Source organism: Neorhizobium sp. NPDC001467, assembly GCF_050275975.1.
Classification (GTDB): domain Bacteria; phylum Pseudomonadota; class Alphaproteobacteria; order Rhizobiales; family Rhizobiaceae; genus Neorhizobium.
Genome location: NZ_JBNNPS010000003.1, coordinates 236,476 through 250,567, shown reverse-complemented (window position 1 = coordinate 250,567; position 14,092 = coordinate 236,476). Strand labels below are relative to the sequence as shown.

The 14,092-nt window shown below is 60.2% G+C and carries 11 protein-coding genes; 5 read left to right on the top strand and 6 right to left on the bottom strand.

Going from position 1 to position 14,092, the window contains the following annotated elements; all coding sequences use genetic code 11:
- Window positions 1–172 precede the first annotated feature (172 nt).
- Entirely contained in the window at window positions 173–2,191 is a 2,019-nt protein-coding gene (locus tag ACQKKX_RS09675) for a putative bifunctional diguanylate cyclase/phosphodiesterase (protein WP_427570435.1), read from the top strand.
- Window positions 2,192–2,292: 101 nt separating this feature from the next.
- Window positions 2,293–5,238 (top strand): excinuclease ABC subunit UvrB, encoded by a 2,946-nt coding sequence (uvrB, locus tag ACQKKX_RS09670; protein ID WP_427570434.1) that lies wholly within the window; start codon window positions 2,293–2,295, stop codon window positions 5,236–5,238.
- 301 nt (window positions 5,239–5,539) lie between these two features.
- Here the strand turns inward: uvrB and ACQKKX_RS09665 are convergent, their stop codons facing one another.
- Complete coding sequence (locus ACQKKX_RS09665) at window positions 5,540–7,297, bottom strand: AIPR family protein (RefSeq protein WP_427570433.1); 1,758 nt, start codon at window positions 7,295–7,297, stop codon at window positions 5,540–5,542.
- A 151-nt stretch (window positions 7,298–7,448) separates the two neighbouring features.
- Here ACQKKX_RS09665 and ACQKKX_RS09660 point away from each other — a divergent pair, with 151 nt between their 5' ends.
- A complete protein-coding gene (locus tag ACQKKX_RS09660) occupies window positions 7,449–7,955 on the top strand; it encodes a nuclear transport factor 2 family protein (protein WP_427570432.1) in 507 nt (168 codons plus the stop codon).
- 147 nt (window positions 7,956–8,102) lie between these two features.
- Window positions 8,103–8,312, top strand: coding sequence for a hypothetical protein (locus ACQKKX_RS09655; protein ID WP_427570431.1), 210 nt, complete (start codon window positions 8,103–8,105; stop codon window positions 8,310–8,312).
- A gap of 377 nt (window positions 8,313–8,689) precedes the next feature.
- Here the strand turns inward: ACQKKX_RS09655 and ACQKKX_RS09650 are convergent, their stop codons facing one another.
- The 5 genes from ACQKKX_RS09650 to cysG all read right to left on the bottom strand — a co-directional run bounded on the left by ACQKKX_RS09650 (window position 8,690) and on the right by cysG (window position 13,601).
- Window positions 8,690–9,502 (bottom strand): ferredoxin--NADP reductase, encoded by an 813-nt coding sequence (locus tag ACQKKX_RS09650; protein ID WP_427570430.1) that lies wholly within the window; start codon window positions 9,500–9,502, stop codon window positions 8,690–8,692.
- A gap of 123 nt (window positions 9,503–9,625) precedes the next feature.
- The gene (locus ACQKKX_RS09645) at window positions 9,626–10,153 is read right to left on the bottom strand and encodes a DUF934 domain-containing protein (protein ID WP_427570429.1); all 528 of its coding nucleotides are present in this window, start codon (window positions 10,151–10,153) and stop codon (window positions 9,626–9,628) included.
- 2 nt (window positions 10,154–10,155) lie between these two features.
- Window positions 10,156–11,829, bottom strand: a complete 1,674-nt coding sequence (locus ACQKKX_RS09640) for a nitrite/sulfite reductase (protein WP_427570427.1) — start codon at window positions 11,827–11,829, stop codon at window positions 10,156–10,158.
- Between the two features lie 18 nt (window positions 11,830–11,847).
- Window positions 11,848–12,162, bottom strand: coding sequence for a DUF2849 domain-containing protein (locus ACQKKX_RS09635; protein ID WP_427570425.1), 315 nt, complete (start codon window positions 12,160–12,162; stop codon window positions 11,848–11,850).
- Window positions 12,159–13,601, bottom strand: a complete 1,443-nt coding sequence (gene cysG, locus ACQKKX_RS09630; protein WP_427570424.1) for a siroheme synthase CysG — start codon at window positions 13,599–13,601, stop codon at window positions 12,159–12,161. Before cysG ends, ACQKKX_RS09635 begins: the two co-directional genes overlap by 4 nt.
- Before the next feature lie 352 nt (window positions 13,602–13,953).
- Here cysG and ACQKKX_RS09625 point away from each other — a divergent pair, with 352 nt between their 5' ends.
- Window positions 13,954–14,076 (top strand): hypothetical protein, encoded by a 123-nt coding sequence (locus ACQKKX_RS09625; RefSeq protein WP_427570423.1) that lies wholly within the window; start codon window positions 13,954–13,956, stop codon window positions 14,074–14,076.
- The last annotated feature ends 16 nt before the right edge of the window (window positions 14,077–14,092 follow it).

Sequence of the window (14,092 nt, the reverse complement as noted above, 5' to 3'; positions counted from 1 at the left end):
GCGTGATGCGTCGTCAGGATTGGCTCGCTTACACCGTGGGTCGAGATTTCAACGCCTCCCAGAGGCGCCGATATCAGACACAAAATCACCTTTAAGCCATTGGCACTATTAATGTATTTTTCATTGAGGCATGCGCATATCGAGCCCAGCTGAAACCATATGAGGCATTGGGATGCCAGGCCGCTTCCTGACGGACGAGAACGAGACGCGCATCAAGTCGGAGATCGCGAAAGCGCAGGCGGCTTCGGTCATAGACCGGATGTATTACATGCTGGCGACCAATGCCGTCATTGCCGGCTGCGCCTATGCGGTTTCGACGGTCGGCCACGGGACGGTAACGCTTGCCCCCTACTGGCTCCTGCTGCTGTTGCTTACATTGGTCGTGCGCGGCGGCCTGACGGCGGCGATGATGCGCCGCGACCTCGCAAACCGGCAGCCCGAGAAGACGCTGCGCCACCTTGCCATCGGCAAATTTATCACCGGATGCACCTGGGCGGCACTCCCCTTTCTGTTCACGGATTTCGACGCGACCAGTATCGATGGCGGTGTCTATCTGATGATGCTCGGCATTGCCGCCGCAACCGTTCTGATGGGCGCCGGTAACAGTTTTGCGCCGCTGGCCTTCGCCCTGCCCGTGCATCTTTCCGTCATCGTCTCGCTTCTGCCGCAAGGGACACACGGCCTGATGCTGGCGCTCTGCGTGACGGCCCTGACGCTGCTGCTCTACCGCGGCAGCAAGCAATCGGAAGTCACGTTTGCCAGCAATACGCGTAGCACGGTGCAGGCGCAGGCGCTGGCGGAATCGCTGTCGCGCGCAAACAGCGAAATCCTCACCACCAATGCGCAGCTGGAACATCTGGCCAAATGCGACCCGCTGACTGGCCTTGCCAACCGCACCGCCTTCAACGAGGCGCTGGCTGCCGGCATCGCCAATTGCCAAACCGACAAGGGCGATCAAATGGCCCTGCTGGTGGCCGACCTGGACGGATTCAAGCTCATCAACGACACGCTCGGCCACAGCGTCGGCGATTCGCTTCTGGTCCATATTTCCAGGCGGATGCGCCAGTCCATTCACTGCGCCGACGTGCTTGCCCGTCTCGGCGGCGACGAATTCGCGATCGTCTATACCGGCCCGCATGCCGTCGAGCGGGCCCGTCGGCAATGCGAGAAAACGCTCGAGCGCAGCCATGATCCGATCCTCATTGCAGACCATAGCTGCCTCGTGGGCACGTCCATCGGCCTGTCGATCTATCCCGATCACGCTGCCAACGCCGAGGAATTGTTTATCTGCGCGGACATGGCGCTTTACCGCGCCAAGGACGGCGGCCGCAGCCGGTGGTGCGAATTCGACCCGAGTTTCCGCATCGCCGCCACCCGCCGTCACCAGATCGAGCAGGATCTTGGCGCCGCCATCGCCAGCGGCGCGGTGGAAGCCTGGTTCCAACCACAGGTCATGCTCGACCGGAGCGGCATTATCGGCTTCGAGGCGCTGGTGCGCTGGCACCATCCGCAACTCGGCGCCATTGCCCCGCCCGATATCGTGCTGGCGGCGCTCGCCACGCATCAGTCCGACAAGCTCACCGGCACGATCGCCGAAGCCGCATGCCGCCTGCTGAAACGATTGCCGGATCTCGGCCTGCCGCATGCGACCGTGTCGATCAACGTCTCGCCGCGCGAACTGTCACTCTATTCCGTCGTCGATCTCGTCGACGCCATCGTCAGCCGCCACAAGATCGATCCCGCACGGCTGGAAATCGAGATCACCGAGGAAGCCCTGCTCGACACGGCAACGATCGGCGATCAGCTTGCCCGCATCGCCTCGTCCGGGTACAAGCTCGCAGTCGACGATTTCGGCGCCGGCCATTCGTCGCTGACCTATCTCACCGGCCTCAAGGTCGATCGCCTGAAAATCGATCGTGGCATCGCTGCCGGCGTTACCTCCAGCCGCCAGAGCCAGAATATCGTCTCGGCACTGGTGGGCCTCGGTCAGTCGCTGTCGATCGACGTTCTCGTCGAAGGTGTCGAGACGCCGGAAGACGCTGCTGCCCTCCAGGATCTGGGATGCCATACCGCGCAGGGCTATTTCTTCGCCCGCCCGATGCCACCGGAACGGCTGGACGGCTGGATTGCTGAGCACGCGTCCAGCGCTCCGACGGTTGATGCCAGACGCATTGCCGGCGCCATGGGCTAAGCGCGCCTGAGACGGGCCAATGACGTCGCCGTTTCCCTTTTGTACCGGTTTTGCGGACCTGGCCCCTTCACTTTGCCGGCAAGTCTCTCCATATTCGCGGCATGGCCAGAACCCCGAAAAAATCTCCGTCCTCCCAACCCAACGGTTTTGAGGAGGCTCCTCAGGCTTCGTTCGAAGGCGCGCCGCTCGAAGGCTCGGTGTCGGACTGGGTCAGGCAGCTGGAAGCCGAGGCCGAAGCCTCGGGCATGGAGACCCAGCGCGAGATCGCTTCAAAGGCCGGCAAGCATCGTAAGAAGATCGAGATCGCCGCCCGCGAGGAAGCGATAAAGGCCGCCGCCAAGGACAAGCAGAAAGCCGCCCAGAAGACGGCAAAGAACACCACCGCCTCGAAAACGGCGCGTGGCGTCTCCATCGGCGCCTCGTCCGATCCGAAGACCCGCGCCGCCGCCGGCCTCAATCCGGTCGCCGGCATGGACGTGTCGCTGGAAGAGGCCGAAAACCTGGCGCCGGGCGCCGTCACCGCCACGGTCGAGGCCCTGTCGAAACTGATCGAAAGCGGCAATCCGCTGTTCAAGGACGGCAAGTTGTGGACCCCGCACCGGCCGCATCGGCCGGAGAAATCCGAAGGCGGCGTGACCATCCGCATGGCGTCGGACTACAAGCCCGCTGGCGACCAGCCAACCGCGATCGCCGATCTGGTCGAGGGCATCAACAACAACGAACGCTCCCAGGTCCTGCTCGGCGTCACCGGTTCGGGGAAAACCTTCACCATGGCCAAGGTGATCGAGGAGACCCAGCGCCCCGCCGTCATCCTCGCGCCCAACAAGACGCTGGCGGCGCAGCTCTATTCCGAGTTCAAGAATTTCTTTCCCGACAACGCGGTGGAATATTTCGTCTCCTATTACGACTACTACCAGCCGGAAGCCTATGTGCCGCGCTCCGACACGTTCATCGAGAAGGAATCGTCGATCAACGAACAGATCGACCGCATGCGCCACTCCGCCACCCGTTCGCTGCTGGAGCGCGATGACTGCATCATCGTCGCCTCGGTGTCCTGCATCTACGGTATCGGCTCGGTCGAGACCTATACGGCGATGACCTTCCAGATGCAGGTCGGCGACCGCCTCGACCAGCGCCAGTTGCTCGCCGACCTTGTTGCCCAGCAATACAAGCGCAAGGATATCGATTTTACCCGCGGTTCTTTTCGCGTCCGCGGTGATACGATCGAGATTTTCCCGGCCCACCTTGAGGATGCCGCCTGGCGCATCTCGATGTTCGGCGACGAGATCGACAGTATCACCGAGTTCGACCCGCTCACCGGCCAGAAGACCGGCGACCTGAAAAGCGTCAAGATCTACGCCAATTCTCACTATGTCACGCCGCGCCCCACCCTCAATGGCGCCATCAAATCCATCAAGGAAGAGCTGAAGATCCGCCTTGCCGAGCTGGAAAAGGGCGGCCGCCTTCTGGAAGCGCAGCGGCTGGAACAGCGCACGCGCTACGATATAGAAATGCTCGAGGCCACCGGTTCCTGCGCCGGTATCGAAAACTATTCGCGCTATCTCACCGGCCGTAATCCCGGTGAGCCGCCGCCGACCCTGTTCGAATACATTCCCGACAACGCCCTTCTGTTTATCGACGAAAGCCACGTCTCCGTCAGCCAGATCGGCGGCATGTACCGGGGCGACTTCCGCCGCAAGGCGACGCTCGCCGAATACGGTTTTCGCCTGCCCTCCTGCATGGACAACCGTCCGCTGCGCTTCGAGGAATGGGACGCGATGCGCCCGCTGACCGTCGCCGTGTCGGCCACGCCCGGCAATTGGGAAATGGAACAGTCCGGTGGCGTGTTTGCCGAACAGGTCATCCGCCCAACCGGCCTGATCGATCCGCCGGTGGAAGTGCGCTCGGCCCGCTCGCAGGTCGACGACGTGCTTGGCGAAATCCGCGAGACCAGCGCCAGGGGCTACCGCACGCTCTGCACCGTGCTCACCAAACGCATGGCCGAGGACCTTACCGAATACCTGCACGAACAGGGTGTCCGCGTCCGCTACATGCACTCGGACATCGATACGCTGGAACGCATCGAGATCATCCGCGATCTTCGTCTGGGTGCCTTCGACGTGTTGGTCGGCATCAACCTTCTGCGCGAGGGCCTCGACATTCCCGAATGCGGCTTCGTCGCCATTCTCGATGCCGATAAGGAAGGTTTTCTGCGTTCCGAAACCTCATTGATCCAGACCATTGGCCGCGCCGCCCGTAATGTCGACGGAAAAGTCATCCTCTATGCCGACAACATTACCGGCTCGATGCAGCGCGCCATGGACGAGACCGCCCGCCGCCGCGAAAAGCAGATGGCCTACAATGCCGAACACGGCATTACGCCGGAATCGGTGAAGGCGCGCATTTCCGACATTCTCGACTCGGTCTACGAGCGCGACCACGTCCGCGCCGACATTTCCGGCGCCTCGGGCAAGGGTTTTGCGGATGGCGGTCATCTGGTCGGCAACAACCTGCAGGCCCATCTTAACGCGCTGGAAAAAGACATGCGCAACGCCGCCGCCGATCTCGACTTCGAAAAGGCCGCCCGCCTGCGCGACGAGATCAAGCGCCTCAAGGCCGCCGAGCTGCAGGTCATGGACGATCCGATCGCCCGCGACGAGGCAAAGGCGGTGGAGGGCGGCAACAAGCCCGGCCGCAAGGGCGCCGCCGCATCCGAACCCGCTGCCACCTCGCTGTTCCAAAAGCCCTCGCTCGACGACATGGGTCCGGGCACCGACACGGCAACGCCCCTGTTCCGCCGCAACACGCTGGACGAGATGACGGTGGGCCGCACCGAAAAGCCGGTTCCCGGCGCCCTGCCACCTAAACCCTCCCGCGACCCGAACCGCCGCTTCTCGCCGCTTCTCGAAGGCCAGCCGGAACGCGCCGACAAGGACGACGTGCGCCCGATCGCGCGCGGCAAGGTGGGCGTGGGGAGCTATGAGGATCCGGGGGAGGCAAAGCGCAAGGGGCGGACGAAGGGCAAGACGGGGCGTCCGGGGCGGTAGGCGGCGTCCGGGCGATGATTACTGGTCCATTCTACCTACATCCGAGGCAAAGCTGGCGGCAGCTGGGTCCCTGACGGTTGTGCCTTTCTCTGAAAGCGAATGGCCAAACCCAAACGCAGGGACCTACAATGGTACGAAATACATGCTCGCCTACCGTTGAATGACTACCGTCATAGCTAACCTTAAACTAGCTTAGGCTTTGCTCTGGGCGCCACCTGGTCAACTAACTGGACGAGGCGGACGCGTTTGACGGTTGTGGGCCCAGATCGTAGTTAGATGACTATAAATCCGTCAAATGACCTCACGTGGATGCCAGAAACCTCTCCCTGAAAGCGCTCGCAAAATTCTCTGACCTTATTGTATCACGAACACGTTCCTGCGTGGATACCCCCATCTCGCTCAACCTGGCCTGAACAACCCCGACAGCTTTTTCGACCAAGACCTTTAAAGCGTCTTCATCTTTACTCACGTCAATGATCTTTTGAGCAGCTGACGCAATTTTATTCTTCTTCTGCGAAAACACAGGCGCCCCATCTAAAGCTGACAAGCCTATCGCAGCCAGTATGTAGTACCTGAAGGTCTTATAATCGTTGGGGATGCGCTGATTTCGCCAGAGGAATTCGATCCTATAGTATAGGTAGGCGACCGCATGATATATCCTGACATCATGATCATCTAGAAAAATGGAATCTTCGTACTCTGAAATGATCCCGCGATAATCTCGGGCTGCTCGGTGAGGCTGATAAAGCAGCGCCGCCGCAACTGCCTTCATAACTAAGGCAGGTTGCATCACACGGGTTCTCTCCACGTCCATCTTGCGATACTGGTTGTCGCGCCTTTCGAAATAGATAACTTCTTCAGTTTCCAAGTTCCGGCAGTATTCCTCAAAGCTTTTCATGAACGGGCGAAGAGCCCAGAACTGCTCGTCGCGAACAGGATTCTGTCTGTTGGTGCCTACGATGATCGATGAGACGAAATCGTCGTCTCGCGAACCGATCAAACGAAATGGCACTTGAATCTGACTAGCGAGTTCTGCCGCTCCTGGCTTGTCCTCTTCCCCGTAGACCAGGTCGAAAATGATGTTACTTGTCTGGCAGCCATTCACAATCTGGAAGTCTTCTAACTTGAATTTATCTCCTGTTCGGTCGATGTTTTTCGACACTACGGTAATACCATTGTTTCGAAAGACAAATTCCATGCCGCCGCTTGAGCGAACTCCATCTTTAATGGACGCGTTTATCTTTGATCGTGCGTCATAATCTCTAATATTGTCGAAAAATACAGAGCGATTTACTCCTATTACACTACCTAAGGCATCCCTCAGAGTGTAGAGCTTGAGCAAATTACCAGCATCGATGTACCCGACGTACGCTTCTTCGACATGGTTGTTGCTCGGCATCACTACGTTACGCGCAAAATCAATGTCTACTTCAACAGCGCTTGTCGCTGCTCGATAATACTGTTGCAGATCACTGGCTCCGACAAAATCGACGGTCAACGAGCCATTATCGAAGATATTCGTCTCCTGCAGCTGCAACTTAAAGCTAGTCCTAAGCTTCTCAATCCTTGCTGGCTTTTCGTAGTTTCCTGTGGCTACATAATAGCAACTAAGCCGAGGATTGCGCTTTCCGACCCCATTCTCGTAAATCGCCTCCATTGCAGCGATCAGATCGTCGATTACCGGACTCTCTCCTTTCAAGTCTCCGTTGAAAAATCCGCTGACTGCATCAAAGAACTTCGAGATGTCGCCGTAGTCGTATGAAGTGCTCGTCTTAGATTGAAAAAAAATAAACTCAATGCTGGGATTGTTGATCTTCTCAAGCTTATCTAGTGCATCTTGCCGATCCCTAACCAACTCACCCTGAACTACGATAGCAATACCGTCCAGCCCGAATTCGTCTCCGGCAAGGTGAACGTCGTAAGGCTCTAGATTTTCACCTAAAAGACCCATCAATATGCAAAAAATCGAGTATATCTCAAACTGGGTTTCCTGTCTTTCAGCCAGCAGGACGCTCGCCTTTGAAAACTCTCGCAGTTGGGCCTGAATAACCGGGTTCATATAAATCTCGAATAGCCAGAGGAATCGTATTTCACAATTTTAAGACGTATTGTAAGCGGTTAGCAAGTGGGCCATGATTTCCTCGTCGGCCCCAGGAACACTCCCCCACCCCCACAGTTCTCCTCATACCCCCACCTACGAGGAGAACCCCATGCCCACCATCGCCCAAACCTTCATCGACGCCCTCGCCCGCCTCGAAGCCGAGCGCGACGTCGACGCGATCGCCAACCTCTTTGCCGACGACGCCGAGATCTCCAACCCGCTGGTGCAGCACCGCGACGGTGGCCGCCAAGCGGCCAAAACCTTCTGGTCGCAGTATCGCGCCGCCTTCGGCGAGATCCGTTCAGAATTCCGCGCCGTGAAGGAGGTCGAGGGCATGGCCTTCCTGGAATGGACCAGCAAGGGCGCGATGGACGGAAAACCGTTCGAATATGGCGGCGTCAGCGTGCTGGAAAGCGATGGCGACAGGATCACCGCCTTCCGCACCTATTTCGACACCCGCAAGCTGCCGGCGGTACACAGCAAGGGCGGCGAGCAGACCGGACGCGTGCAGATTTCCGGACAGGAGTCAGCGCAGGCCAATGAGGGGGAACGCGACGATCTGGTGCAGGCGCAGCGCGATGCCGCCGAACAGCGGGCGGGCGGCGGCTATAGCTGACCTTTGGCCGAAACGTCATGCCGGTCGGGAAGGCGCGGGCAGTTTCCTGCGCCCTTCTCTCGGCTTTGGGCGAAAGCCGCTAACCTCCCATAAACCCAACACATGTCATATCGCCTTCCACGAACAAGGAAGGAGTACCCCGCCACGATGATCGGCTTCAAGAACACCCATAACCAGCCCGTCTACGTGAACCGCGCCCAGGTCCTCTACGTCATGCCCTTCGAGGAAGACGTCTCGGTCATCGCGCTCGCCGTAGCCGGAACCGGCGGCAAGCCTTTGACGATCCATGTGCGCGGCAGCGTCGAGCTTGTCTCTTCCAAGCTGTCCGGAATGCCGGTATCCGCGCCGTCGCGCTGAGGGACGATGGCATAGAGATGCGAAAGGCCGCGGGATCTGTCCGGCGGCCTTTTGTGTGCGTGTCGCGATAGGGTGATTTAGCGGGGGTGGGTAGCTCTGCCTTAGGCTCAGAGCCTGCCGCCGCGCCCGGCCCTTCGTTAAGGCTCAGGGCGTTCGCCACTCAAAACGCTCCACCGACACATTTTGCCGGGCTGCGCCCGTCGCGGTCTGACCTTCGCTAGGGCTCAAGGCGTCCGCCGCGCAAAACGCTTCACTGGAGCGTTTTGCCGGGCCGTAGGCCCGTCGCGGTCTGCCCGGTCGCTCGGTTTCGCTCGCGGCGTTTCTCGCTGCAATCGATTCACTGGATCGATTGCTCGGGCCAAAGGCCCGACCGCTCGTCACCCCACAAAAGCCCTTTCGATGACGAATTCGCTCGGCTTGTTGTTTGCACCCTCGGTCAGCCCGGCGCGCTCCAGCCGTTCCTTGGTGTCCTTCAGCATCGCCGCCGAGCCGCAGATCATGCCCCGGTCGACGGCCGGATCGAGAGCCGGCACGCCGAGATCGGCAAACAGCTTGCCATTGTCGATCAGGTCGGTGATGCGGCCCTGGAAGGGGTAATCCTCGCGGGTCACGGTCGAATAGAGTTTCAGCTTGTCGCCGACCAGCTCGGACAAGAATTCGTGGTTGCGGATTTCCTCGACGAGATCGAAGCCGTATTTCAGCTCCGCCACTTCGCGGCAGGTATGGGTGAGGATGACTTCCTCGAATTTCTCGAACGTTTCGGGATCGCGGATCAGCGAGGCGAAAGGCGCAATGCCGGTGCCGGTCGAGAACATATAGAGCCGCTTGCCCGGCGTCAGCGCGTCGAGAACCAGCGTGCCGGTCGGCTTCTTGCGCATCAGCACCGTGTCGCCCGGCTTGATCTTCTGCAGATGCGAGGTGAGCGGACCGTCCGGCACCTTGATCGAGAAGAATTCCAGCTCCTCGTCCCAGGCGGGGCTGGCGATCGAATAGGCGCGGTAGACCGGCTTGTCGCCAACCATAAGGCCGATCATCGCGAACTCGCCGGAGCGAAAACGGTAGCCGGCCGGGCGCGTCATGCGAAAACGGAAAAGGTGGTCGGTGTAGTGCTCGACCGACAGGACGGTCTCGGCAAAAACACCGTCCGGGATTTTGGGCGCGAATTCTTCGGGCTTGGTGGGAGCGTTCATTTTGCCGGTCTCGTTCGTCATCGTTTCGCGGCTGATGCCGCATCAAAACCCCGCACATCCGCGAGGCCCGTTCATGCCTGCTGGAATTATACCAAAACCGTCAGGTTTCAAAGCCGTTCGCGATCAAGCCTGATCCGCAGTGAGCGCACGGCGCCGCCAGCTATAGCCCTGCCCGCCGGCAGCCGCCTTCGCGGCCGGCTGGTAATGCTCGGAAATGCCGGGCAGACGGCCTTCCGACAGCCGCCGGATCGCCGTTGCATTGGTGACCAAAAAACTGTCGATCCCCACGCGAAGCATCAACGGCACCTGGTCGATCAGCACGTCACCGACGGCGCGCAGTTCGTTGCTGTAGGCGAACCGCTGGCGCAGCAGCGTCGCCTGCGAAAACGCACGCCCGTCGTTGAACGCCGGAAAGCTTACGGCCACGATTTCGAGCCGGTAAAGATAGGGCTCGAGCCTTGCTACATCATCGGCAGGATGCAGGACCACGCCGAGACCGATATCGTTGCTTTCGTCGGCCCGCGCGATGAGCGCGTCGAGCGGCAGCAGAGCCTTCTGCCCCTCGCCCGCCTTCGCCTCATCGGTTTCGATCACCCATGGATCGTTTTCGACGAAACCGCTTTCGCGCCAGATCTTTGCGTCATCCGCCATGGTCATGCCGCCTCTGCGTTGGCATCGCCATAGAGCGCGTCCTTGAACGGCTGCGGCCCGACGCGGCGATAGGCATCCAGAAAGATCTCGTCTTTCGAGAGCCGGAGTCCCAGATAGGTATTGACGATCGTTTCGATCGCATCGGTCACCTTGGACGGTTCGAAACCGCGGCCGATGATTTCGCCGATGGATGTGTGCTCGTCCCCCGAACCACCGAGCGTGATCTGGTAGAGTTCAGCACCCTTCTTTTCCACGCCGAGCAGGCCGATATGGCCGACATGGTGATGGCCGCAGGCATTGATGCAGCCGGAAATCTTGATCTTCAGCTCACCGATCTCCGCCTGCCGCTCCGGCGCGCCAAAGCGGGCGGAGATCTCCTGTGCCACCGGGATCGAGCGGGCGTTGGCGAGCGCGCAGTAATCCAGCCCCGGGCAGGCAATGATATCGGTAATCAGCCCGGCATTTGCCGTTTCCAGCCCGTGCGCCAGCAGGCCGCGATAGAGCGGTTCCAGATCGGCCAGCGCCACATGCGGCAGAATCACGTTCTGCTCGTGGCTGATGCGGATCTCGTCCTGCGCAAACTCCTCGGCAAGATCCGCGATCGCATCCATCTGGACGTCGGAGGCATCGCCCGGAATGCCGCCGATCGGCTTGAGCGAAATCGTCACCATGCCGTAATCAGGGTGCTTGTGCGGACAGACATTCTGATCGACCCAGCGGGCAAAACCCGCATCGGTCTTTTTCCAGGCTGCCAGCTGCGCCCAGCCATCGGCCCGGTCCGGCAGCGGCGGCGGCGCAAAATAGGCGCTGATCGCATCGATATCGGCCGCCGGCAGCGTGAGTTCCGTGCCGGCAAGCTGGGCGAACTCCGCGTCCACCTGTCGGGTCAGTTCTTCCGTGCCGGTTTCATGCACCAGTATCTTGATCCGCGCCTTATACTTGTTGTCGCGGCGGCCATGCAGATTGTACACGCGCATGATGGCGGTGATGTAGGTCAGAAGATCGGCCTCTGGGAGAAAATCCCTGATCTTCTTGGCGATCATCGGCGTGCGGCCCTGCCCGCCACCGACATAAACGGCAAAACCGATCTCGCCAGCCTCGTTCTTTTTCAGATGCAGGCCGATATCATGCACCTGAATGGCCGCGCGGTCGCGCTCTGCGCCGGTCACGGCGATCTTGAACTTGCGCGGCAGGAACGAGAATTCCGGGTGCACGGACGACCATTGGCGAAGGATTTCCGCATAAGGCCGCGGATCCGCCACCTCATCGGCGGCAGCGCCGGCAAAATGGTCGGCGGTGACATTGCGGATGCAATTGCCAGAGGTCTGCAGGGCATGCATTTCCACGCTGGCCAGTTCAGAGAGAATATCCGGCGTATCCGAGAGCCTGGGCCAGTTGTACTGGATGTTCTGGCGCGTGGTAAAATGCCCGTAACCGCGGTCATATTTGCGGGCAATATGCGCCAGCATCCGCATCTGCTTCGCATTCAGGGTGCCATAGGGAATGGCGACGCGCAGCATATAGGCGTGCAGCTGCAGATAGACGCCGTTCATCAGGCGCAGTGGTTTAAAGGCGTCCTCGGCCAGTTCACCGGAAAGACGGCGCGATACCTGATCGCGAAACTGTTCCACACGGTCGGCAACGAAGGCGTGGTCGAATTCATCGTAACGATACATGAGGATCTCGGATCAAAATCAAACTGCGATGAAGGCCGGATCGGCCGTGCCGTAACCGGCGGCATAGGGCATGGTCGGCCCCTGGGCGCGAATGCGCTCGCGTAGGCGCAGCGGCCAGAGTTGGCCATTGATCTCCTGCACCTCGATCACCGCCACATCGACCACGCGGTTATCGGCAAAATCGCGTTTGCCGATCGCTTCGAGCGAGGAAACGGCTTCGGCATGGCGCGCCACCAGCGCGTCCTGAAGGCGCTCGTTCCACTGGCCGGTGGCATCCAGCCAAACGGCAATACCATCGGACAGGCGATTGGCAGTCAGAACCTTGTCACTCATTGTGTTGATCCCGTTCCTTCCCGCACCGTGACGACCGTCATCGCCAGCGGTTCGGATTTCTCAAGATTCGCGCCGGCAACGGCGTTTCCGATAATCACCATGACAGGTCCGGTCAGTTCGTCACGCAGCTCCAGATCGGGCAGATCGGCAAGGCGGCCATGAAACAGGCGACGATCCCGGCGACTGGCATTTTCGATGGCCGCGACATGCGTGTCGGCGGGCAGGCCGGCCGCAATCAGACGGTCCGTCACCGAAGCGGCAACCGTACGCCCCATGTAGACGGCGACCGTCGCGCCCGAAACGGCAAGGCTTGACCAGTCCGGCAGAGTGTCGCCGGCAAGGTCATGGCCGGTGGTGAAGATCAGCGAGGACGCGACGCCGCGCAGGGTCAGGGGCAGATCGAAATCGGCGGCAGCGGCAAAGGCGGAGGTGATGCCGGGCACGATCTCGTAGGAAACGCCGGCCGTGCGAAGGGCATCCATCTCTTCTGCCGCACGCCCGTAAACCAGCGGATCGCCCGATTTCAGCCGTGCGACGCGCTGCCCGGCCTTTCCAAGTTCGACCAGCAGCGCGTTGATCTCGCCCTGCGTTTTCGAATGGGCATTCTTGCGCTTGCCGACCGAGATGCGCTCGGCGTCGCGCCGGCCCATGTCGACGATCGCCTGCGGCACCAGTGCGTCATGCACGATCACATCGGCTTCCATCAGCACGCGCTGTGCGCGCAACGTTAAAAGATCTTCGGCGCCGGGCCCGGCCCCCACCAGCCAGACATGGCCGGACACGCCATTATCGGCGGAAAGAAGCGCATTGGCGGTGCGCCGCGCCTTTGCGATGTCGCCAGCCTCCACCGCTTCGGCAACTGTCTGCGAGAAGAAACGCCGCCAGAAAATCCTTCTGGCGACACCGCGTGGTACGAGCTTTTCGGCAGCATCGCGATAATCGAAGGCTAAAGAGGCGAGCCGTCCAAGCGAAGGCGACAGCATCTGGTCGATACGAGCGCGGATCATCTGCGCCAGAACCGGCCCCGCCCCTTCGGTGCCGATTGCCACGGCGACCGGTGCGCGGCTGACCAAAGCCGGCGTGTAGAAATCGCAGTAGTCGGGCTGGTCCACGGCATTGGCAGGAACACGGCGCTCGCGTGCGGCTGCTACAATGCAGCGATCAAGCGCCGCGTCGCCGGTGGCTGCAAATACCAGAGTAGCGTCGTCCAGTAGATCGGGCGCAAAGGTCAGCGCGTGGGTAGCAATCCGGTGTTCGCGCAGATACGCGGCATAATCATGCTCGGGCGTGTCTGCATAGGCTACAATGGTCGCGTCGGTGTTCGCCAGCAGCCGAACCTTGGCAAATGCCTCCTCGCCGCTGCCGAAAACGGCGACGACCTTGCCCGACACCCGGAAGAAGGCGGGAAAAACGTTCAGACGTGTGTTTTCGCTGCTCATTGCCAACTCATCTATTCCGTCATGCAGACTAGCGCGGTCGCGCCCACGCCGAGAAGAAAAGGTGGTGCGAAGAAACCTGAATGCCTGCATTTTCCTACTCCACATCCATGCGGGATGAGCAAAAGCAACCGCATTATCTTCTGCACGAAGGCTCTCGGAGGTTCGGTCGCGATCGTGTCGATTAAAGTGCCGAAGCATCCCGGGCAATGCCACAGGTCCAGATTCGACAGGCGTGACCTGCGAATTCATGCTGTCGCGCCATTTCCTGTTGTTATGGCGGTCGAAGCGACGTTTCTCCTGCACATGCGCGGGCGAGATGATCTAGGATACGCTGGAAACCGGAGCCCGCACCATGGCAACAGCAACATCCGCGCTGCGTCTGCTCGATACGATCGGGAATAACATTTTGTCGCCATCCGCAAAAGTCGTGGCTGCGATTGACGGCACCTTCGGCTCTACCCAAATCGACCAATAACGCCCCCTCGCCCTGT

Coding starts and splice junctions, on each gene's coding strand:
- ACQKKX_RS09645 (WP_427570429.1), bottom strand. CDS start 10,153: ATGGCGGATGACGCAAAGATCTGGCGCGAAAGCGGTTTCGTCGAAAAC.
- cysG (WP_427570424.1), bottom strand. CDS start 13,601: ATGAGCAGCGAAAACACACGTCTGAACGTTTTTCCCGCCTTCTTCCGG.
- uvrB (WP_427570434.1), top strand. CDS start 2,293: ATGGCCAGAACCCCGAAAAAATCTCCGTCCTCCCAACCCAACGGTTTT.
- ACQKKX_RS09635 (WP_427570425.1), bottom strand. CDS start 12,162: ATGAGTGACAAGGTTCTGACTGCCAATCGCCTGTCCGATGGTATTGCC.
- ACQKKX_RS09665 (WP_427570433.1), bottom strand. CDS start 7,297: ATGAACCCGGTTATTCAGGCCCAACTGCGAGAGTTTTCAAAGGCGAGC.
- ACQKKX_RS09625 (WP_427570423.1), top strand. CDS start 13,954: ATGGCAACAGCAACATCCGCGCTGCGTCTGCTCGATACGATCGGGAAT.
- ACQKKX_RS09660 (WP_427570432.1), top strand. CDS start 7,449: ATGCCCACCATCGCCCAAACCTTCATCGACGCCCTCGCCCGCCTCGAA.
- ACQKKX_RS09640 (WP_427570427.1), bottom strand. CDS start 11,829: ATGTATCGTTACGATGAATTCGACCACGCCTTCGTTGCCGACCGTGTG.
- ACQKKX_RS09655 (WP_427570431.1), top strand. CDS start 8,103: ATGATCGGCTTCAAGAACACCCATAACCAGCCCGTCTACGTGAACCGC.
- ACQKKX_RS09675 (WP_427570435.1), top strand. CDS start 173: ATGCCAGGCCGCTTCCTGACGGACGAGAACGAGACGCGCATCAAGTCG.
- ACQKKX_RS09650 (WP_427570430.1), bottom strand. CDS start 9,502: ATGAACGCTCCCACCAAGCCCGAAGAATTCGCGCCCAAAATCCCGGAC.